12 protein-coding genes are annotated in these 22091 nt (G+C 47.4%); 2 read left to right on the top strand and 10 right to left on the bottom strand.

Features of this window, described 5'->3' with window-relative positions:
• Window positions 1-7: 7 nt before the first annotated feature.
• Both L3C95_RS32315 and L3C95_RS32320 read right to left on the bottom strand, forming a co-directional pair.
• The gene (locus L3C95_RS32315) at window positions 8-613 is read right to left on the bottom strand and encodes an RNA polymerase sigma factor (protein WP_236394874.1); all 606 of its coding nucleotides are present in this window, start codon (window positions 611-613) and stop codon (window positions 8-10) included.
• Window positions 614-746: 133 nt separating this feature from the next.
• Complete coding sequence (locus L3C95_RS32320) at window positions 747-1946, bottom strand: GTP-binding protein (protein WP_317207727.1); 1200 nt, start codon at window positions 1944-1946, stop codon at window positions 747-749.
• Between the two features lie 438 nt (window positions 1947-2384).
• Between L3C95_RS32320 and L3C95_RS32325 the strand changes: the two genes are divergently transcribed.
• The gene (locus tag L3C95_RS32325; protein ID WP_236394876.1) at window positions 2385-3848 is read left to right on the top strand and encodes a S8 family peptidase; all 1464 of its coding nucleotides are present in this window, start codon (window positions 2385-2387) and stop codon (window positions 3846-3848) included.
• A gap of 158 nt (window positions 3849-4006) precedes the next feature.
• Here the strand turns inward: L3C95_RS32325 and L3C95_RS32330 are convergent, their stop codons facing one another.
• The 4 genes from L3C95_RS32330 to L3C95_RS32345 all read right to left on the bottom strand — a co-directional run bounded on the left by L3C95_RS32330 (window position 4007) and on the right by L3C95_RS32345 (window position 8196).
• Window positions 4007-4714, bottom strand: a complete 708-nt coding sequence (locus tag L3C95_RS32330; RefSeq protein ID WP_236394878.1) for a LytR/AlgR family response regulator transcription factor — start codon at window positions 4712-4714, stop codon at window positions 4007-4009.
• Window positions 4686-5771 carry a sensor histidine kinase gene (locus tag L3C95_RS32335; protein ID WP_236394881.1) on the bottom strand — a complete coding sequence of 362 codons (1086 nt, stop codon included), beginning with the start codon at window positions 5769-5771 and terminating at the stop codon, window positions 4686-4688. The genes L3C95_RS32330 and L3C95_RS32335 overlap by 29 nt, the downstream gene beginning before the upstream one ends.
• 15 nt (window positions 5772-5786) lie before the next feature.
• A complete protein-coding gene (locus L3C95_RS32340; RefSeq protein WP_236394883.1) occupies window positions 5787-7013 on the bottom strand; it encodes an acyltransferase family protein in 1227 nt (408 codons plus the stop codon).
• A 499-nt stretch (window positions 7014-7512) separates the two neighbouring features.
• Complete coding sequence (locus L3C95_RS32345; RefSeq protein WP_236394884.1) at window positions 7513-8196, bottom strand: hypothetical protein; 684 nt, start codon at window positions 8194-8196, stop codon at window positions 7513-7515.
• A gap of 98 nt (window positions 8197-8294) precedes the next feature.
• Here L3C95_RS32345 and L3C95_RS32350 point away from each other — a divergent pair, with 98 nt between their 5' ends.
• Window positions 8295-9644 carry a sigma-54-dependent transcriptional regulator gene (locus tag L3C95_RS32350; protein WP_236394895.1) on the top strand — a complete coding sequence of 450 codons (1350 nt, stop codon included), beginning with the start codon at window positions 8295-8297 and terminating at the stop codon, window positions 9642-9644.
• Here L3C95_RS32350 and L3C95_RS32355 read toward each other — a convergent pair.
• The 4 genes from L3C95_RS32355 to L3C95_RS32370 form a co-directional block, all read right to left on the bottom strand.
• Window positions 9635-11476, bottom strand: a complete 1842-nt coding sequence (locus tag L3C95_RS32355) for an OmpA family protein (RefSeq protein ID WP_236394887.1) — start codon at window positions 11474-11476, stop codon at window positions 9635-9637. The two genes, L3C95_RS32350 and L3C95_RS32355, sit on opposite strands and share 10 nt — an antisense overlap.
• A 15-nt stretch (window positions 11477-11491) precedes the next feature.
• Entirely contained in the window at window positions 11492-12490 is a 999-nt protein-coding gene (locus tag L3C95_RS32360) for a type IX secretion system membrane protein PorP/SprF (RefSeq protein WP_236394889.1), read from the bottom strand.
• A gap of 38 nt (window positions 12491-12528) precedes the next feature.
• Window positions 12529-17616 carry a gliding motility-associated C-terminal domain-containing protein gene (locus tag L3C95_RS32365; protein WP_236394891.1) on the bottom strand — a complete coding sequence of 1696 codons (5088 nt, stop codon included), beginning with the start codon at window positions 17614-17616 and terminating at the stop codon, window positions 12529-12531.
• A 410-nt stretch (window positions 17617-18026) separates the two neighbouring features.
• On the bottom strand, window positions 18027-22091 hold a 4065-nt coding region (locus L3C95_RS32370), incomplete at its 5' end, for a T9SS type A sorting domain-containing protein (RefSeq protein WP_236394893.1).

Consider the following 22091-nt stretch of genomic DNA (forward strand, 5'->3'; position numbering starts at 1 on the left):
AAAGTCCTCAAAACTGAAAAGTGGTACCGTTAAGGAATTGTAAACTCAATGTTACCAGAACGTAAACAAGCATCAGGAAAAAAGCGGCCAGGCGCAGGCGGATGCGTTTGAGTGCAAGGGAGAGGTTATTTTTTACTGTTTGCTCGGAAAGGCCGTACTCACGGGCTATTTCAGGGATAGATTTGGATTCCCAGCGACTGGATACAAATATCTTACGCATGGTCTCATTCATCCGGGAGATCTCTGTTTCTACTTCTTCCCGGATCTCCATAGATATCAGCTGGTCTTCTACAGGGTATGTGGTGGGTTCGTCCTTTTCCAGTAGAGTGGTTTGTCGGGCCAGTAGCTTTTTGTTTGCTATCTGCCAGTCGATAATCGCATAGTGTACAGACCTTTTCAGATATGCTGTTATATTATTAATAGTATGCCGGTTCTTCCAGCAGGAAATAAATACCTCCTGTAACAGATCTTTTGCATCATGTTCACTACGGATGCGCGTGTAGATATACTTGTACAGCTGTACATTATACCGATACATGATCGCCTCAAATGCTTTCTCATCGCCAGTTTGTGAAAGTGATAACAATTCCGCGTCTGTCAGGTTCTCTATCATAATTGTTGGCCGATATGCGGCACTAAATTATAAAGCGACCTTTTACTTATATGTTATGTTTACGTTAACTGGCGAAAAACAATAAGGGGCCGGCTCAAAAGACCAGCCCCGTTCCTTCATCATCTCTGTCAGGTTACAGGGGGAAATCGTCAGGAAAACTTCCACCTTTTTCCATTATTACAAGTTCTGCTTCATTACACAGACAATCCTCCAACTCCTTTATAATAGTATCTTTATCAAGACGGCTGCCAATGATGACAAGTTCGTTGTGCCGGTCACCAAAACGTTTGTCCCATCTGTCTTCGATCTCATCTTCGTTATCAAGGAATGATGCATAACGTATCCGCTCACCGTAAGGCATGCTGGACCACCATACCCCAGCACGTTCAGCACGCAGGCTACCGCCGGCCTGACTCCAGTTCAAGGCATCATCTTTACGTGAAGCCAGCCAGAAAAGGCCTTTACTGCGGATGATATTAGAATGCCAGTCGTTGTTCAGATATTGCCAGAAGCGTTCCGGATGAAATGGCTTTCTGCTACGGTACACAAAACTGCTGATACCATATTCCTCTGTTTCAGGCGTATGATGTGATTTGTTCAGTTCTTCGATCCAGCCTGCGCTCTGACTGGTTTCTTCAAAGTCAAAGAGACCGGTGTTCAATATATGCTGCAACGGTACCTTACCGAAAGAAGAAGGGATGATGCGGGCATTGGCATTCATCTTCCTGATCACTGCCTGTAACATGCCCAGTTCTTCAGGAGTAACAAGATCGGTTTTATTGAGGATGATGACATTGGCAAATTCGATCTGGTCTGTCAGCAGGTTCACGATCGTCCTGTGGTCGCCTTCCATATCCGTGACCTGCCTGTCCTGCAGTGATTCAACACTGCTGAAATCACGAAGGAAATTAAAACAGTCCACTACCGTAACAAGGGTATCCAGTCTTGAAAGCTGGCTAAGATCTATGGCGTTCGCTTCATCCTGATAGCTGAATGTCTGCGCAACAGGCAGCGGTTCACTGATACCGGAGCTTTCTATCAGCAGATAATCAAACCTCCTCTCTTTTGCCAGCTTCTCTACTGCTATCAGGAGGTCTTCGCGCAGGGTACAGCAGATACAACCATTGCTCATTTCTACCAGCTTCTCTTCCGTGCGGCTGAGTGTCTGTTCATTCCTCACCAGTTGTGCATCGATATTGACTTCGCTCATGTCGTTCACAATAACCGCTACTTTCAATCCTTCTTTATTGTGAAGGATATGATTGAGCAAAGTAGTCTTGCCAGCGCCGAGAAAGCCACTCAGCACCGTAACAGGCAGTCTGTTCGGGATCATATGTTATAGTTATTAAAATAGAAGGTCCGTACCGGGATAAAGGGTACCCGGAAGCGTCTGTACAGCGCTACTGCACTGCACTCTATATCATTTGCATCTTTGTTGCAAATGTATACTATTTAGCATTAAAACCAAATCATTGTTAAAATGATTTTTGCTTTGCAATTCGCGACGAGAAAGAAATTGTGGTTAAGGCAGGGGAATGTGCAGGAAGCGTTGGTCGGGGGGGCTTTTTACCGGCCACTGGCTTGGGGTTGCAGTTTGCTGCCACGTTTCTTGCTGTTTCTGGTGTCGTTGTAACTGGTGTCTAAGCCACACCACTTCTGTCCGGAAATGGTATATCCCAACAATTTTCCGTAAATTAATAGTAAGAACCCAAACGTATCAACAGCCACGTTATCTATCAGTCAGGATTGTTAATCAAATAAAACGTAACAGATGAGGACCCCTTATTTTCTAATGGTGGGCGTAGTCGTTATACTGTCCACTTCCTGCCGTAAAACAGATACCCTTCCATTCACACCTCCCCGGCAAGACCCGCAGGAGATCATTCCCAAGTCAGCTATCAATGCTTTTGTGAACCAGCAGCTGGAAACACATGGTTATTTCGATTGGAAGATGGCCAGCGACACCATGGTCTGGAGCGCACTGCTGCATGGGGATAGTATTTTATCTGTAGGATATTCCACGGCATCCGGCGCAGCCGAAATACTACAAATGATCGGAGAAAAGGAAGGCAGCATACAAAGAACGGACCTGCGTACTTCCACTGCCGACAAACTACGGTTCCTGAACGTACGCATCAGTCATTTTGAAACAGTCAGGGCTTTGCGTACCTCCTCTAAGGTGCGTTATGCAGAACCCATCGGTTATGGGGCATTTATGCGCGATATAAGCCCAAGAGACGCCGCAGCGGCATCAGACATCCTTGCCTCCGGTTGTGGCTATAATTCGGCTAAAACTGACCTTGTAGCGGGTGCTGATTATACGGTGACATCCCCCGCCGCAAAACTCTCCTGGAATTATCCCTATCATCGGATAGAACAGGCCTGGCAGCGGTCCACCGGACAGCATATCAAAGTAATGATCATTGATACAGGTGTGAGTCCGCAGCAGGAAAATCTGGGCAGTATGTTCAACCAGGGCTGGTCTGCCGGCAGGACCATACAAAAGATCGGCACTTACTATAACGGTAGTCCTGACGATCCCTGCGGACATGGCACCAGCATGGCAGGTGTATTGGCAGGTCCGCGAGGCACCGATGGCAACACAGCGGGCATTGCCTATAACTGTGACCTCATTACTGTACATGCCGCCGAGAATGTGGTGCTGCTCTCTACTGATGCTATCAATGGCGTTACCAACGCCTATGTAGTGGGAGCTGATGATCCGGCAATACGGATTATCAGCATGAGTATGGGTACCGTCTTTAGCTCAGGCCAGATCAAAGATGCCCTCGTTTATGCATACGGTAAGCAGAAACTGATGTTCTGTGCTGCGGGTACGTCCACTTCTTTCTTTGCCAGCTTTGTAGGCGTCATCTTCCCCGCTAATCAGCCACAGGTGGTGGCAGTGACCGGTATGAAAGATAATCTCAGAGACAGGTGTGACAATTGCCACACGGGTAGTAAAGTGGACTTCGCCATTGTGATGCAGAAATCTTCTACTGGCAGGAATCCGCTGAGTATTGCCATGAGTGGCGACATTCCTTCCACGGTGGGCGGTTCGTCAGTGGCAACCGCCAGCTGTTCGGCTATTGCAGCACTTGTATGGAGTAAATATCCAGGCTATCCTCGGGACAGTATCATTGCCAGGATGGCGAGAGCATCCAGCTTTGCGAATAGCAGGAGCAGTAAGTTCGGCTGGGGGATTATTAATGCGGATGCGGCAGTTGGTTTGTGATCATCGCTTGCAGCTACATACCCCTTTAAGGACGAACCCCGGTGTATGTGATCAGGTAACGACAAACAATGCTGCTGTCGACAGAGGCATTGAATCGCAGCAGTGCTGTATTGCTGACTATTTTTCTTATCCTGCAGCATGTGACCGTTAGCTTCTGATCATCGTTTAAGGATCTTATCCTGCAGGATGCGCTGCATGATCTCATCTTTCTGGTAACGGGACACGGGCACCTGGTATCCGGAAAGTCCGAGCGTATTGCCTTCAATGGCATCGATCTTGTCGACAGCGACGAGGTAAGACTTGTGCGGCTGTACAAATTTATCAGCCGGCAGGCGTTCCTGTAGCATCTTTAGCGTAAGGTGTGTGATCAGCTTCTTTTCTTTTGTGTAGATAACGATGTAGTTTTCCATCCCTTCTGCAAATAGTATATCTGCTATCACTACTTTCTCCAGCTTGTTGTCCACCTTTACGAAAAAGTACTCCTGCTGCGGTTTTACCTGCTGTTGCAGGCTGAAATAGTCAAAAGCCTTATTGGCAGCACGCATAAAGCGATCGAAAGAAACAGGTTTCAGCAGATAATCCAGCACCTCCAGTTCGTAGCCCTGTACAGCATATTTTTCGTAAGCGGTGGTGAAGATCACTTTAGGCGGATTGGCCAGTGTCTTCAGGAGGTCGATGCCTGAGAGATAAGGCATTTCTATATCCAGGAATAAGAGGTCTACCTGTTCCTGTTTAAGGAAGGTGTTTAACTCTACGGCGCTCTCGCAGGTACTTACAAGTTCCAGAAAATCGATCTGTCCTATGTACCCCTGTAATCCTTTTCTTGCATAGGGCTCATCATCCGTGATGACGCATCTGATCTTCATCTGCTTCTGTTATTATGGTCTGGTAAACGACAGGTTCAGTCTCTATAGATAACGCCACACTGAAGGTACGTTCTGTCTTATTGATCTCAAATGTATGTTTTCCCGGGTATAAAAGTTCCAGCCGGCGTTTCAGGTTCTCCAGCCCTATACCGCCAGCTTTTGCGGGCATCCTGATCTTAGGGATCGCGTTCTCCACACTGAAAAGTATCCGTTTCTGTTCCAGTGATGCATGTATATTGATCCAATATTCTCCGCCTACATACTTGAATGCATTTTCTACCAGGGGGAACAGCAGTAAAGGATAGACCTGTTGATCGTACAGATCCGGGTCCAGGTGGAGGTTTAGTACCAACTTATCTGAGGCCCTTACCTTCTGCAGATTGATGAAACTGTGCAGGTATTGAATTTCATGCCGGATAGAAACGGTTTGCTGCTGATCGTACAACTGGTAACGGAGCAATTCAGAGAACTGCTCCACACTTTTCTTGGCAGCGTTGACGTCTTCATCCATCTGGAAATAAATAGTATTAAGCGCGTTAAAGAGAAAGTGGGGATGCAGCTGCGACTTCAGGAACTTCAGCTCGGCCTGCAGCTGATTATTCATTACCTCCTGGAGCTTCACCTTGTTATTTACATACGCCTGCAGGAAAGTATTACTCCGGCTTATACCGTAATAGATCAGTGAATATAACAGGGGTATTACGTTAATATCCGCCACGTCATACCATTGCGCCCCGTCATCAGTAAAAGCGGCCATGGGCAGCATGAAAATGTTCTGAAACAGCACAGTCATCAGGGTAATAACACCTGGTTCTTTCCATACCCGCTGCCGGTAATCCATCTCTGCCCAATGTTTATCAAAGTACCTGTACAGGTAATGGTGGGCGCCTATCAGGAGATATCCAAAAAAGATGGAGGCGCTGATCTCAATGATATTCAGACCCAATGTCCTTTCCCAGAATTTCATACCAGTAACAGTATCCAGCAAAAGCCGGATACTGAAATAGGTGATCAGGCCATAAAGGGCCGGGAAATAATATCGACGGAAATTACTCATGCAATAGTTATTTCATTATGATACTGGCAACAAGATTCCCTCTTCTGTTGTTTCTTTTTTTTCCTGTTGTTGTTTCCTGTCTTTAGCTTTCGCCAGTGGTTTCATACCGAATAAAAAGCGGCAAACGGGGTAAGGCTTTATCAGCAAATGGAAAATACCCATTGACAGGATAAAGGTACATATCACGATGAACAGGTATTTTGTACCGATCGTATCCGACGTTTGCACAACATAATATGCAAGGATAACGATAATTGTCTGATGTAGGATATAAAAAGGATAAACAGCCTGGTTCAGATAGATCAGCGAGGAATGTGGCTTGTCGAGGTATTTCTTACCATAGCCGATAGCGGTCAGCACCCATCCCCAGGCACAGATTGCCCGGAGTGCAAGGAACGCGTAAGTACGCGGATCATGTTCCCAGTTGGTCAGCGTGTCCCATGGTTCCAGATCATTCCAGCGCACGTAATTGAGGGCTATAATAGACAGAAAGGCGACCAGGAAGGAAGTGCTCCGGTTATTTTCCAGGCTGTTCATCAGTGCAGGTTGTGCAATACAGATAAAACCCGGCAGCAGGAAACATAACCAGTAGAAGAAATAACACCAGTCATGCACCAGGTCGTTCGTTTCAGGATACTGCCTTGCCAGCGATGCGTAGAGCACAATACCGGGCACTGCCAGCAGGTATACCCTTTTGCCCTTTTCCAGCCATTGCAGCGCAGTGCGGAAGGCAGCGCCTTTGGCAGAGACGATCCAGACGAATACGGGTGCAAAAAGAATATCATAGATCAACAGGTAAACTACAAACCACAGGTGATGCCAGCTGATGTCTCCCTTAGGATAGGGCCCCGTTGAAAACATTTGGCCGTAAAACTGCCAGAAATTGCCCTTAAAGCCTTGTGTGACACGTTCCAGGTAAACCTGCGGCGGAACAATGACGAGGATACCAAGGATCACCGGTATAAGCAACCTCCTGACACGCAGGCCGATAAAACCACCGCCTGTACGGTTTTGCAGCATGAAGTAACTGACGGTACCGGAAATGAAGAACAGTAATGGCATCCGGAACAGGTGCATCCAGTATACCATTTCGAGGAAAAGGTTACTGGTTTCCCTGTTCCGGATGTGCCATTCCAGATCAGCTCCAAAGGGCATGGCAGAATGAAAAACCAATACGCCAAAGATGGCCAGTATACGCAGCCAGTCGAGATAGGCTTGCCTGGTAGTGGTATGAGTTTGCATAGCGGGGATGTTTTATCCAAAAGTATCCCTGCCGGCATACCTGTTAAACTTTCTTTGACGTATGGCAGGCTTCCCGGGGTCAATAGCATTATTTACCCTGGAGAGCACCGGTTTTCTGGTTATTATAGAGATAAACTCCGAAGATGGGAATTGGTTATAAACACCAATACGGTTCAAATAGGATATAACTCTGTGAAGGCGATAGGCATGAAGTCAGCGGCTATGAAAAGTAAGACGGTGGTGTAGCGCAGATGAAAGGGTTATGCCAGTCTGCGACAACCATTTAGCAAATCAAATATATGGAAAACGATTGAAAATTTACATGCCGTTTATCCATCTTTTAATCTCAAATAAAACAAAATGCTATCATGAGTATTTTTTCTTATGATAGTATGGTTGTGGTTGGTATTAAATGTCTACCATAATAATCGCTTTGTACCTGCAGAACAATGACGATTAAAACATATCTAATAAATGTCAGGATACAACGACGAAACAACTATTCGAATAAGGGCGTGGAAAATCGTATAGTCCGAAGAACATCTGCAGCATTCTCTATAAAGTGAGTGCTGATTGAATCCTGTTTATCGGTGATCAGTTTACACTCAAACTCTATTTGAGAAGTTCTCACACAAGTTTCTGCCTTCAGCAGATAGGTGTATCTTTTCGTTTCGGGATCGTACTCACACGTACCAAATGCAAACAACGGCCTGTCACCAATTTTGTAAGTGGTATCCAGCACAAGACATTTTAAGGCTGGTGGCCAGAATTTCATATTTTCCCTATCATCTCCATAGCGTGACTTGTCCTTATATATCTCAGGTCGATCAAAGTGCGCACCCTTACGAACAGGACGGTCGTAAGGATGGGGGTAGGGATGATAAATGATGGTAAGCTGATCTATTGAGTCCTTCGGGAGGAACCAGAGATAGCTCCGTTCCATTTTTATCGGAGATGACTTAGGTTGAAAACGACATTTCATCTCATCGCAGGGCACACAATCTGAATGATGCAGCCAGGCGAAGCCAGTATCATACCGCTCCGGTATATACATCGTCATTACACCAAGCGTATCTTTTAATTTTACGGCTACTTTCCGTGAGTGGGCAGGTATAAATTCCGGCATCTTCATACTAAGACACCCCGCACAAAACAACGCAATGATGACTAGAACGTTTCTCATAAGTATCAGGATAATGCCACAAGATGATCATTTCCCCTGACATTTCCGAATCAGATAAAGATCCCCAGGAATATGTAATTTTGCCGGCAAATGATCTTATGAACGGAACTGTTCTTATAATAGATGACGAAGAGAAGCTGCGTAGCCTCATGAAGAGGATTATTGCATTGGAAGGCTTTAACGTACTGGAAGCAGGCAATATTAAAAGTGCGCAGAAGATAATCGACAAGGAGGAAATTGACGTGGTGCTTTGTGACGTGAAACTGCCTGATGGTACTGGCGTCGACTTCTCCAAAACGCTGAAAGAGAAATATCCTGCTATAGAAATCATCCTGCTGACAGCCTACGGGAATATCCCTGACGGCGTACAGGCCATTAAGAATGGCGCCTTCGATTATCTCACCAAGGGTGATGACAATAACCGCATTATTCCGCTCCTGAACAGGGCTGTTGAAAAGGTCCGGCTGCAGAAACGTATCGAAAAACTGGAAAGCCAGGTAGGCAAAAAGTACAGTTTTGACAGCATACTCGGTACTTCCCGCCCTATCCGCGACGCTATTGAGCAGGCCAATAAAGTGGCTCCTGCGGATACTACTGTTCTGTTACTGGGAGAAACCGGTACCGGTAAGGAAGTATTTGCGCAAGCTATTCATAATAATAGTAAGAGAGCAGGTAAACCTTTTGTTGCTTTAAACTGTAGTGCATTCAGCCGGGAGCTGCTGGAAAGTGAGCTTTTCGGTTATAAAGCCGGCGCCTTCACTAACGCCAACCGCGATAAAAAAGGCCTGATCGAAGAGGCCAACACCGGCACCATCTTCCTGGACGAAATCGGAGAGATGCCTCCGGATCTCCAAAGTAAGTTGCTCAGGGTACTGGAAACGAGTGAATTCATCAAAGTAGGCGATACGAAGCCCACTAAGGTCAACGTCAGGATTATTGCAGCTACTAACCGCGATCTGAAAGAAGAGGCCGAAAAAGGGCATTTCCGTGAAGATCTCTACTATCGGCTGAACGTCTTTGCCATTACCCTGCCTCCGCTAAGAGAGCGAAAGAAAGACATCCCCGCGCTGGCCGAATTTTTTGTAGGTTTCTTCTCTGCCAAGACTAACCAGCGCAGACCACAGATCACGCCTGCCTTTATCGAAAAGCTGCAGCTCCACGAATGGAAAGGTAACATCCGTGAGCTGAAGAACGTCCTCGAAAGAGCCGTGATCCTTGCCGGAGGCGCTGACTTATCCGTAGAACATCTCCCGCTCGATCTGCAGATTGCAGATAAATCGACCTCAGGACTTTCATCCTTTGATCTTGCCAGCGTGGAGAAGCTGCATATTATCAAGGTATTACATCATACCAGGAACAACAAAACCGAAGCTGCCCGCCTGCTGAATATCGGCCTGGCTACCCTCTATCGCAAGATCGAGGAATACGGGATCAATACTCAGTTATAAACTACACGCAGCATCGTTCTTCTGTTCTCCCGGTGTTCCGTCTCCTGACATGGCACACCATTTCCGCAGGGATTGACCAGTTCTTTTTCTCCCAGGTTCTCATAATAGAGCCTGCGGGGCGCTACACCTTTTTTGATCAGGTAATCTATCACCGCATAACAACGCAGGGCCGACAGTTTGATATTGTACTCGTCCGTGCCACGGCTATCCGCATAGGAGCGTATCATCAGTTTCCAGCCTGGATACTGTAATAGCACCACTGCTACCCTATCCAGCATTTCCCTGGATTCGGTGAGCAGTATGGCGCTGTTATAATCATAATGAAAGCGTAGCTCCTGCAGCTTATGTATCACTGCACTGTCGGTCGGACTGAGTGTTGGCTTAGGGGGCGTATTATCGGCAACCGTCCTATCAGGCGCTTTGGTAGTAGTATCCGGAGCAGGTACCGGTGCTGGCGGTTTGCCGGCAGACGGATCGTTCAGCTTTTCTGTAAAATGTGTTTCCAGGAAACGATAGATATCATCCCCTCCTCCACCGCCGTGGCGATTAGATGCGAAATAGCCTTCATAGTTATTGCCTTTCATAATAAAGCCCAGGTCATCCGCGCCTGAGTTAAAAGGGCTGCGGAGATTACGGGGCTGGCCCCACGTTGCGCTGCTTCCTTCTGCCCGGAAAATGTCAAAGCCGCCCATTCCGGGATGGCCTTTGCTGGAGAAATAAAGTACGTCCTGCTCATTAATAGTAGGAAAAGTCTCATCATACCGGGTGTTGATCACCGGTCCGCAGTTAACGGGCGTGCCCCATTGGTTATTGGGTAACCGTTCACTATACCAGATATCCATTTTACCAATACTTCCCGGCCTGTCAGACACAAAATAGATAACACTGCCGATACTGTTCAATACGGCATTGCCGGTATAACTTCCGGCAGCGTTCAAGGCCGTAACGGGAGCCAGCGGAGACCACTGGTCCCCTTTCCTGAAAGACCAGTAAAGGGACATTAAACGGCGTCCGTTCACAGGCCCTTTCTTTTTCTTGTCCGCCATGTCTTTATCGTCTGCATTCAGCGTGACGTATATAGTATCCTTCCTGTTATTATAACATACAGGACCTACATGGTAGGGCAGCTTACCCAGGAGATCAGGTAACACTTCTTCCAGAAAGGTATTTGCCCTGCTACCCGGGGCATATTCCCTGAAAAGGTATGGTTTAAAGTAAGGTTGATTCACCCTCGGGTCCATGTCAGGATTCCGCTCTGATCCTGTCGTCAGGGCCATTTTGCGGTACCCGTTGGATTCAAGCAAAAGCCCCTCTTTCATCACCCCGCTTACCCAGTCATCGCCTACGGTGCTCAGTTCCCTGATATTTTCCAGTGCATAGGTTGCCACCGTATCTTTCTTCCACAGCAGTGCACTGTCACAACCCGCAATGGCCATATTCTTCCACTGGGTCTCATCTGCGTTGGCAGGATTGAAACGGGACAGGTATAACCTGGCGGTATCATATTCTCCCAGGTTCTTCTGGATCTCACCATATGCAGCCATAACAGCAGACGGGCAGTCAGGATGCTCGATCATACGCATATACCAATACCCTGCTTCTGCAAAGCGGGCCATTTCCCGGTAACACTGTGCTGTCTTCTCCAGGAGTTTAAGCGGCGCCCTTTTACCTTTCTTATTTGCAAGCCTGCCATACAGATTGACCGCAACGGCGTATTCTTCCCGGATAAATGCCTCATCTCCCAATTCCATCAGGCTTTTCTCTTCCTGTGCATATAAGAGCACGGGGCAACAAAGTAAAATGATCAATTTAACGAACTTGCAACGTAACATGTTTAATCCCCCCTTTTAAAAATATCGTGGACTCGATGTACTAAACTTCTTCTGCGGGAATAGAATACCCAGTGATATCTCATGCGATCCACCCTGTGTTCCCGCCAGTTCATTTATATTTAAATCATAAGCATACCCTACGCGCCATTTCCCTCCAATATAGTATTCGACAATGGCGCTCGCAGCGTTCAGCGATTCCAGTCCATCCGGCAATTGTTTCTTCCACACAGGGACGGCCGTACGGAAAGAACCACCGATCCAGAATACCCGGTCGATCAGCAACATGGCATTTACATCCAGGTTGGTAGGCCCCTTAAAATCATCCTTGATCATGAGAGACGGTTTCAACTGCAGATGCTCGGACAATGGCAGCATCACACCAGTCGTCAGGTAGATATGCTGCGACTTCCGGATATTCTGATAATTATATCCCTTCCACGCATATTTAGTACTGGTATACCTGCTGAACAGGTCCATGACTGACAGCCCTACATAAAATGAGGGCGCGTGATAATAGACGCCAAACCTCGCATCGGGTGTATAGGCATTCACCCCACCTCCGGGGAAAACGGGATCGTCGTCATCAAAGTATGCCAGGGTATTCCCTTCCAGATGATACTGCGTCACCCCTGCTCCCACACCGAAGCATAAACGGCGTGTCTGCTCCGCATCCAGCGGAATGCGGTAGGCATAAGAAGCATAAAAAGAGTATGACTTTTGTGGTCCCGCCATATCTGCCATCAACTGCACCCCGAGTCCTACACCTGCCCCTGTTTTCAGCGGGCGAAACGGACCATCATAAGATACTGCCGCAGTGATCGGCGCACCAGGAAAACCTGTCCACTGCTGCCGGTAGATATTGTTAAGATACCAGGCATCTTTATACCCGGCATAGGCAGGATTTACACTCAGGCCATTAAATACGTACTGGCTGAATTGCACATTCTGCTGGGCGCCGGCGTGTATTCCGGCGATGATCAGTAAACCCGTAAACAGTCCTTTTCTTAAGCACATAACTGTTTGTTTTGTAAAACAAAAAATGTCCTTATTCATCAGTTTCGTTTTATCACAATCCATCCTTTGTATAATTTTATTCCTGCCGCTAATTTCAACTCCAGTTTATAATAATAAGTGCCTTCACTTAGTCCCTTCGCCGACCAGTCATTCTGATATGCCTTCGACTGGTATACCATACTGCCCCAGCGATTGAATACATATAAAGCAGCAGGCGGATATTTCTCCAATCCTCTGATCACGAAGTATTCATTCTTACCATCCCCGTTGGGACTCATGGCATTCGCAAATTCAAGATCACCTCCCGGCAGGGTGCCTATAACCGTACCCGGTGTACCACTGCAATCGGGCGCATGAGGATCGCAACCCCATGTAGGTATATCTGTCTTCCCGTCAGATGCCACAGCGGTGTTGGTGATAACCGCTCCGGAATCCAGCTTATCATCCACCTTCACGGTAAACGTAAGGTCTGTAACAGCGCCTACAGCGATATCTCTGACCTCCCACGTAACCGTGTTGCTGCCTGCATTGAAGACACCATTCTCGCCGGCACTCCCGAAAGTAGTGAGCGCAGGTACCGGATCCGTCACGGTAATAAGCGGCAGCTTAACGTTGCCTGTATTGCGTACGTGGATGGTATAGGTCAGTATTTCCCCCGGACTAGCCTTATCTGCGCCGCTTGCGGTAACGACTCCCTTCCAGGCTTCAAATCGCACCAGTGTATCCACCTTCACATCTGTCGACGGACCAGCCGGAGGATTGGGCATCGGGTTATTCGGATCATTAGGATCGGCAGGGTGTGTAGGCTCATTGCCTTTACCACTGCCATTATCTACATCCGCAGTATTGGTAATACTCACTGCCCCTGTCAGGTCTTCCACCACTCTCACCGTAAATGAACGGGTAACATCAGCGCCACCAACAGGTATCTGCGCGATCGTCCAGGTCAGTTTACCGGCAGAAGGCACTATACCTTCCTCAGCACTTACAAATTCCGTATAGGCAGGAATATCGTCGCTGATCACCACGTTCGTCAAAGTGGCATTGCCGCTGTTCCTCACATGAATGGTATAGGTGATCTCATCTCCGGTTGTAACACCTCCATTAGCTCCCGTTCCGGTATAGCTGGCGCTCTTCCAATTGTCGGAGTGCTTACCATTATCTACCGGCACTTCCGTAGAAGGATCATTCGGATCAGGATTCGGATGGGGGTTATTAGGATCATTGGGATCAGATGGTGTGGTAGGATGACCACCGGTACCATTACCATTATCTACATCCGCAGTATTGGTGATATATCCTGCACCGGTGAGATCGTTTACCACCCGTACCTTGAAGCTACGCACAGCATCTGCGCCCAATAAAACTTCAGGGATCGTCCAGGTAAGTTTACCGTTGCCGTCAGGTGTAATACCACCGTCTGCACTGATGAATGCCGTATAAGCAGGAATAAGATCAGAGATCAGCACATTCTCCAGTTTCACATTACCGGTATTACGCACGTGAACAGTGTAAGTGATCTCATCGCCCGCCTTTACCATACCGTTCATACCTGTACCTGTGTAAGCCGCACTCTTCCAGTTCACGGAACGTTTATCCTGTTCAACCGGCACTTCTGTGGACGGATCGTTTGGATCAGGGTTCGGATGCGGATTGTTAGGATCGTTGGGGTCTGGTGGTGTACTAGGATGTTCACCCGATCCGTCTCCGTTATCTATACCGGCCGTATTGATAATGCTGGTAGCGCCTGTGAGGTCAGTAGCCACTCTTACGACAAAACTGCGGGTCACATCTGCGCCACCCACCGGGATGTTGGTAAGGGTCCAGGTGAGTTTACCGGTAGCATCCGGTACGATACCGCCATCAGCGCTTACAAACTCCGTATAGGCAGGGATCTTATCTGTGACGATGACACTTGCCAGCGTGATATGACCTGTATTACGGACGTGCACTGTATAGGTGATAATATCTCCGGTTCTTACCTTTCCATTTGTGCCGGAACCAGTGTAGCTGGCGCTCTTCCAGTTAACAGATCTATTGCCGCCATCATCTGCCGGAATATCTGTGGATGGTTCATTCGGGTCAGGAGTCGGATGCGGGTTATTAGGATCGTTGGGATCAGGCGGCGTGGTAGGATGATCGCCTGTGCCGTCGCCGTTGTCTACATCAGCTGTATTGACGATACTGGTAACGCCGGTCAGATCGTTCACCACCCTCACCTTGAAACTACGCACAACATCCGGTGCGCCCACGGCGATACTCTGAATGACCCAGCTTAGTTTGCCCGCCGCATCAGGCACGATACCGCCATCTGCACTGATAAAAGAAGTATAAGCAGGGATCAGATCGCTGATGTTCACATTCGTGAGCGCTTCGTTACCTGTATTGCGGATATGTATGAAGTAGGTGATCTCATCTCCTGCCTTTACTTTTCCCCCGACGCCGGTACCTGTATAGGTTGCGCTCTTCCAGTTGGCAGAGCTCTTGTTATTATCCACCGGTACCTCTGTAGAAGGATCGTTCGGATCAGGGTTCGGATGTGGGTCGTTTGGATTGTTCGGATCAGGCGGCGTAGTAGGATGCCCACCGGTGCCATCGCCATTATCTACGTCTGCTGTATTGACGATAGTGGTAGCACCAGTAAGATCAGCCGCTACCCTTACCGTGAAGCTGCGCACTACATCGGCAGCGCCAACTGCAATAGTCGGGATCGTCCAGCTGAGTTTCCCGGTAGCATCAGGTACTATACCACCGTCGGCACTCACAAAGGTGGTATATGCAGGCATCATATCGCTGATCAATACATTTGTCAGCGTCACGTTGCCGGTATTGCGGATATGGATAGTGTATGTGATCTCGTCACCTGTCTTCACCTTACCATTTGTGCCGGTGCCCGTGTAACTGGCACTTTTCCAGTTAGCAGATTTCTTAATCAGATCAACGGGCACTTCAGTGGAAGGATCGTTCGGATCAGGGCTCGGATGGGGATTATTCGGGTTATTAGGATCGGGTGGCGTACTTGGATGTTCACCGGTGCCATCACCATTATCAACACCAGCAGTATTGATAATGCTGGTTGCCCCAGTCAGATCATTTGCCACTCTTACCACAAAACTGCGGGTCACATCAGCGGCACCTACAGGAATGTTTGTAAGGGTCCAGGTGAGTTTACCCGTAGCATCGGGAACAACACCACCATCTGCGCTTACAAATACAGTGTACGCTGGTATATTATCCTTGATGACAACACTGGGAATCGTTATATGACCGGTGTTGCGTACATGTATAGTATAAGTAATAAGATCGCCTGACTTCACTTTTCCGGCAGCACCGGAACCTGTGTAGCTGGCGCTCTTCCAGTTAGCGGATTTATTACCGCCGCCATCAACAGGTACGTCTGTAGATGGAATATTTGGGTCAGGAGTAGGATGCGGATTATCAGGATTGTTTGGATCAGGCTGCGTCGTTGGATGACCGCCCGTGCCATCGCCATTGTCCACTGATGCGGTATTTGTAATATTAGTAACACCCGTCAGGTCGTTCGCCACTCTTACTGTAAAACGGCGGACCTCATTTGTTACGCCTGCAGCTATCGCAGGGATTGTCCAGGTGAGTTTACCGGTGCCGTCAGGCACTATACCGCCATCCGCACTAACAAACTGTGTATTGGCGGGGATATTATCAGTGATGATTACATTGGTAAGATTAACATTCCCTGTATTGCGGACATGCACCGTATAGGTGATCAGCTCTCCCGCCTTCACGGGAGCTCCGGTAGCAGCACCAGGATAGCTGGCGCTCTTCCATTGCTGCGATGCTTTCACATCATTATCCGCTATTGTAACTGTACCTGGATTATTACTGCTGCCTATTGTCAGACCTGACAAACCCGTTAAGGTAGTGATAGTCAGGATCACGGTTTCCGGTCCCTCTATAGTCGCGTCATCCTTTACTGTTACCGGTATCGTTACATTGCTGGTGCCTGCAAGAATTGTTTTTGTCAGCGTGATCGTATTATAGTCCGCGCCATTTGTTGCCGTACCGGTTATTGTATATCTCACCAGCACACTTACGGCAGCAGCATATCCGTTTGGCCAGCCTACTGTGAAACTACCGTCATTACCAGTGCCGCCAGGCTCTTTCCCGTTGGCAGTACTCTGCACGCCAATAGGGACATTGATATCATCGTCTTCAATGAGAACAGTGGCTGTCTTCTTCGTTGGATTAAAGGAGAATTTTATATTGGATACCGCCGAGAAACTGTTGTCCTGAATTGTCATCTCCACTATTTCATTTCCTTCCACCAGCTGGTCATCGTTCACCCTGACCGGCAGTGTCAGGCTGTTGGTATTAGCAGGCAATACTACATCTCCTGTCAGCGTGGTATTATTATAGTCATACGTGGCGCCAGGGCCACCAGTAGCAGTAGTGGTACCGCCTATGGCATATTTCACATGGATATCTTCATTGAATGTAAGAGACGGCGGTAAACTGATGAGGAAGTTTCCGTCACTTGCGTTACCGCTACCCAATTCCTGTCCGTTGTTCACTCTCTCAATGCTGATGCGGTTATCATTATCTATGACGGTGGTGGTAAGTCCGCGGTGTGGTGTCAGGTAATCAACACCATCCGTTCCCTGGGCTGATGTCATTGTAATTTCAAGGTTCTCATCACCTTCAATAAATGAATCATCTATAGCAGCAATATCCAGCAGCACTTCTGTTTGTCCTGCAGGCAATATAATAGTGGTCTGTAAGGTGGAAATGTCTACACCATCGATGGCGGCGTTTGTCACTGTGGCATTGATGGTATAAATGATCTCTATGTCAACCGGCGCCACTGCCCCATTCAGCATTCTAAAGGCAATAGTACCATGACCGCCTCCTTCCTCGGCGCGTGCCACATCGAATATGTCCACACCGTCTGCCATTTTTGGAAGCGCGACGGCTGGTTGTTTCATCTTTCTGTCATCGGGCGGACGATTCATGGCTAATAGCCAACCACCTAAGAGTGTACTTAATGCCAATAGTATTACGGCACTGTACCATTTCTTTATAAACAGGGGAAGCAGCCGCCGCGAATATACAGGCAGGCAAGTGTTGTTAGAACCAGATATCTGATACATAAGGCAACAGCAGTTTAACGTATAGTATGCAGCATGCATCCTGGTCAGACAGGATGATCAGCATCTATCACGTAACAGAATATACGTAGTGTTAATATTTATTTCAGACAAACATTGGGTGCTACTATGAGTTTGTCTATAAAACGCTAACCTTACCTGGCAGCAGGCAAGTCAACAGGATACAGGTACTTGTAAAGTTGTGCATAGATTAAGGGTATTATAGGTGTAAAACTGATGGTTATTCGCTGTTATTGTTATTAATATAAAAATAATATAATTACTTAACAATAAGAAATAAAACTCATCTATAAAATACTATTATGGACAATTTTCTCACATGCTTCAAACGCTCTCCTGTAAAGGAAAGCGTCCAAAGCATGCAAGAGAATAAATATCCGGCTGTTATAATTTTATCTGACGAGTAACAGCCTGCTCGTATATGTGATTCCGTTAGCTTTTATGACACAGAAGTGTACACCTGCTGGCAGCGTCCCGCCGTCCAATGTCAACTTGTACGTTTCTCCCGATCGTACCTGCTGATTGAATAACAGTTTCTCCATATGTCCCTGGAGGGCGTTATAGATCTCTACTGTCACTTTTCCGTTTACCGGCGACTTGAACGTGATGAACGCTTTATCGACAAACGGGTTAGGATAAGTTTTGTATTCCACTGGCGGGGCTTTCGGGGCTTTCGCTGCTAAAGCCATAGTATTGGTAGCAGGTACTGCCGTCAACGTCAGTCGTGCGGTGTTCTGACATCCATTGCCTCTATCTGTTACGATGAGCTCAAATGTTCCGTTGACACCTGCATTACCAGACTGATATATCAGCGTTGCGGCTTTATCGCCATCTATCATCTGCCAGCTACCATCAGGCGAAGTCAGTGTCCATGCATACGTTGCGTTCACAACTGTCTGTGCTGTGATCACGTCTTCGGTCAGCGGTTCAGGCATTGCTGCAGGTGCATTAATAATTGCATCCGGCCGTTTCTTATCTTCTTTTACCTCTGTTTTCGTAGAGACGAAGCAGCCGTTGCCTGGATTTGTTACCAACAGTGTATATGTACCGGGTTTTGTAACAAAAATCGTTGCTGTCGATTCGTTATTGACTCCAGGTCCGGTCCATTGGTAGGTAGCGCCTCCGAGATCGGATCTGCCTTGCAGTGTAACGATGTCATTATCACAGGTCAGCGGCCCGTCGTTACTTACCTGTACGTTTGCAGGAGGTGTAATGTTCTGATCTACTGTTGTGGAAGTAGTAACATAACATCCATTCGCATTGTTGGTAACCTTCAACGAATAGGTACCTTTCGTATTTACATTCGCATCTTTGGTAGTTACACTGAAATTACCAGGTCCGGTCCACGCGTAAGAAACATTTCCGGTAGTAGTGTTACCTGTAATCTTCACCATCGTCTTTGTACAAATCAGCGGTCCGTCGTTGCTGGCCTGTACATCGGCAGGGAGTGTAATGTTCTGTATAACTGTTACGCTATCCTTCTTAAAGCAACCATTCGCAGCTGTAGCGGTTACATAGTATTTGCCATAAGTATTTACGCTTACCGGATTCTGACCAGCTGCAAACCCTGTCCAGGTGATGGTAGTGTTTGGCGTACCAGATGATGCGGTTAAGTTTATACTCTTCAGGTCACATGTCAGTACCTGCGGTGTAGCGATGGTCAGGTTTGGTTTGTTGATATCCTGAGCTACAGTTACACTATCTATGCTGGAGCAACCATTAGCAGTTGTCGCGGTCACATAGTACTTACCAGGAGCAGTCACACTTATCGGGTTCTGACCTGCAGTTCTACCTGTCCATGTGAAGGTGGTACCAACTGTAGTAGATGACGCCGTTAAGTTAATGCTTGTCCTATCACAGGTCAGTACCTGTGGTGTAGCGATGGACAGGTTTGGTTTATTGATATCCTGAGCTACTGTCACGCTGTCTATAGCAGAGCAACCATTGGCAGTTGTTGCGGTCACATAGTACTTACCAGGTGCAGTTACACTTATCGGATTCTGACCGGCGCCTCTACCTGTCCATGTGAAGGTGGTATTAGCAGTGGTAGATGATGCCGTCAGGCTCACACTGGTTCTATCACAAGTCAATACCTGTGGTGTAGCGATGGACAGGTTTGGTTTATTGATATCCTGAGCTACTGTCACGCTGTCTATAGCAGAGCAACCATTGGCAGTTGTTGCGGTCACATAGTACTTACCAGGTGCAGTTACACTTATCGGATTCTGACCTGCAGTTCTACCTGTCCATGTGAACGTAGCACCAGCAGTAGTAGATGACGCCGTTAAGTTGATGGTAGTCCTATCACAGTTCAGCACCTGTGGTGTAGCGATGGTCAGGTTCGGTTTGTTGATATCCTGAGCCACAGTCACACTGTCCCTAGTCGAACAACCATTCGCTGTAGTTGCGGTCACATAGTATTTACCCGGAGCAGTTACGCTGATCGGATTCTGACCTGCTGTTCTACCTGTCCATGTGAAGGTAGTACCGGCGGTAGTAGATGATGCCGTTAAGTTCACACTGGTTCTATCACAGGTCAGTACCTGTGGTGTAGCGATGGTCAGGTTTGGTTTATTGATATCCTGAGCTACAGTTACACTATCTATAGTTGAACAACCATTGGCAGTTGTTGCGGTCACATAGTACTTACCCGGAGCGGTTACGCTGATCGGATTCTGACCGGCTGTTCTACCTGTCCATGTGAAGGTGGTATTAGCAGTGGTAGATGATGCCGTTAAGTTAATGCTAGTCCTATCACAAGTCAGTACCTGTGGTGTAGCGATAGTCAGGTTCGGTTTATTGATGTCCTGAGCTACGGTTACACTGTCTATAGTTGAACAACCATTGGCAGTTGTTGCGGTCACATAGTACTTACCAGGTGCAGTCACACTGATCGGGTTCTGACCGGCGCCTCTACCTGTCCATGTGAAGGTGGTATTTGCAGTGGTAGATGATGCCGTCAGGCTCACACTGGTTCTATCACAAGTCAATACCTGTGGTGTAGCGATGGAAAGGTTTGGTTTATTGATATCCTGAGCTACTGTCACGCTGTCTATAGTCGAACAACCATTGGCAGTTGTTGCGGTCACATAGTACTTACCAGGTGCAGTCACACTTATCGGGTTCTGACCTGCTGTTCTACCTGTCCATGTGAAGGTGGTATTTGCAGTGGTAGAGGATGCCGTCAGACTCACACTGGTTCTGTCACAAGTCAGTACCTGAGGTGTAGCAATCGTCAGGTTTGGTTTATTGATATCCTGAGCTACAGCTACACTGTCCTTAGTTGAACAACCATTAGCTGTAGTTGCTGTTACAAAGTACTTACCAGGTGCAGTCACACTGATCGGGTTCTGACCCGCTGTTCTACCTGTCCATGTGAAGGTGGTATTAGCAGTAGTAGATGATGCCGTCAGGTTCACACTGGTTCTATCACAAGTCAGTACCTGTGGTGTAGCGATGGTCAGGTTTGGTTTATTGATATCCTGAGCTACAGTTACACTGTCCTTAGTTGAACAACCATTAGCTGTAGTTGCTGTTACAAAGTACTTACCAGGTGCAGTCACACTGATCGGGTTCTGACCTGCAGTTCTACCTGTCCATGTGAAGGTGGTACCAACTGTAGTAGATGACGCCGTTAAGTTGATGGTAGTCCTATCACAGTTCAGTACCTGTGGTGTAGCGATGGTCAGGTTCGGTTTGTTGATATCCTGAGCTACAGTTACACTGTCCTTAGTTGAACAACCATTAGCTGTAGTTGCTGTTACAAAGTACTTACCAGGAGCAGTCACACTGATCGGGTTCTGACCGGCGCCTCTACCTGTCCATGTGAAGGTGGTGTTTGCAGTAGTAGAGGATGCCGTCAGACTCACACTGGTTCTATCACAAGTCAGGACCGGAGGTGTGGCGATGGTCAGGTTTGGTTTATTGATATCCTGAGCTACAGTTACACTGTCCTTAGTAGAACAACCATTAGCTGTAGTTGCTGTTACAAAGTACTTACCAGGTGCAGTCACACTTATCGGATTCTGACCGGCGCCTCTACCTGTCCATGTGAAGGTGGTATTAGCCGTAGTAGATGATGCCGTCAGGTTCACACTTGTTCTATCACAAGTCAATACCTGTGGTGTAGCGATGGTCAGGTTCGGTTTATTGATATCCTGAGCTACAATTACACTATCGATAGTAGAACAACCAGTAGCTGTTGTTGCCGTCACATAGTATTTACCCGGAGCAGTCACACTTATCGGATTCTGACCGACGCCTCTACCTGTCCATGTGAAGGTGGTGTTTGCAGTAGTAGAGGATGCCGTCAGACTCACACTGGTTCTATCACAAGTCAGGACCGGAGGTGTGGCGATGGTCAGGTTTGGTTTATTGATATCCTGAGCTACAGTTACACTGTCCTTAGTAGAACAACCATTAGCTGTAGTTGCTGTTACAAAGTACTTACCAGGTGC

Source organism: Chitinophaga filiformis (assembly GCF_021646545.1).
GTDB lineage: Bacteria > Bacteroidota > Bacteroidia > Chitinophagales > Chitinophagaceae > Chitinophaga > Chitinophaga filiformis_A.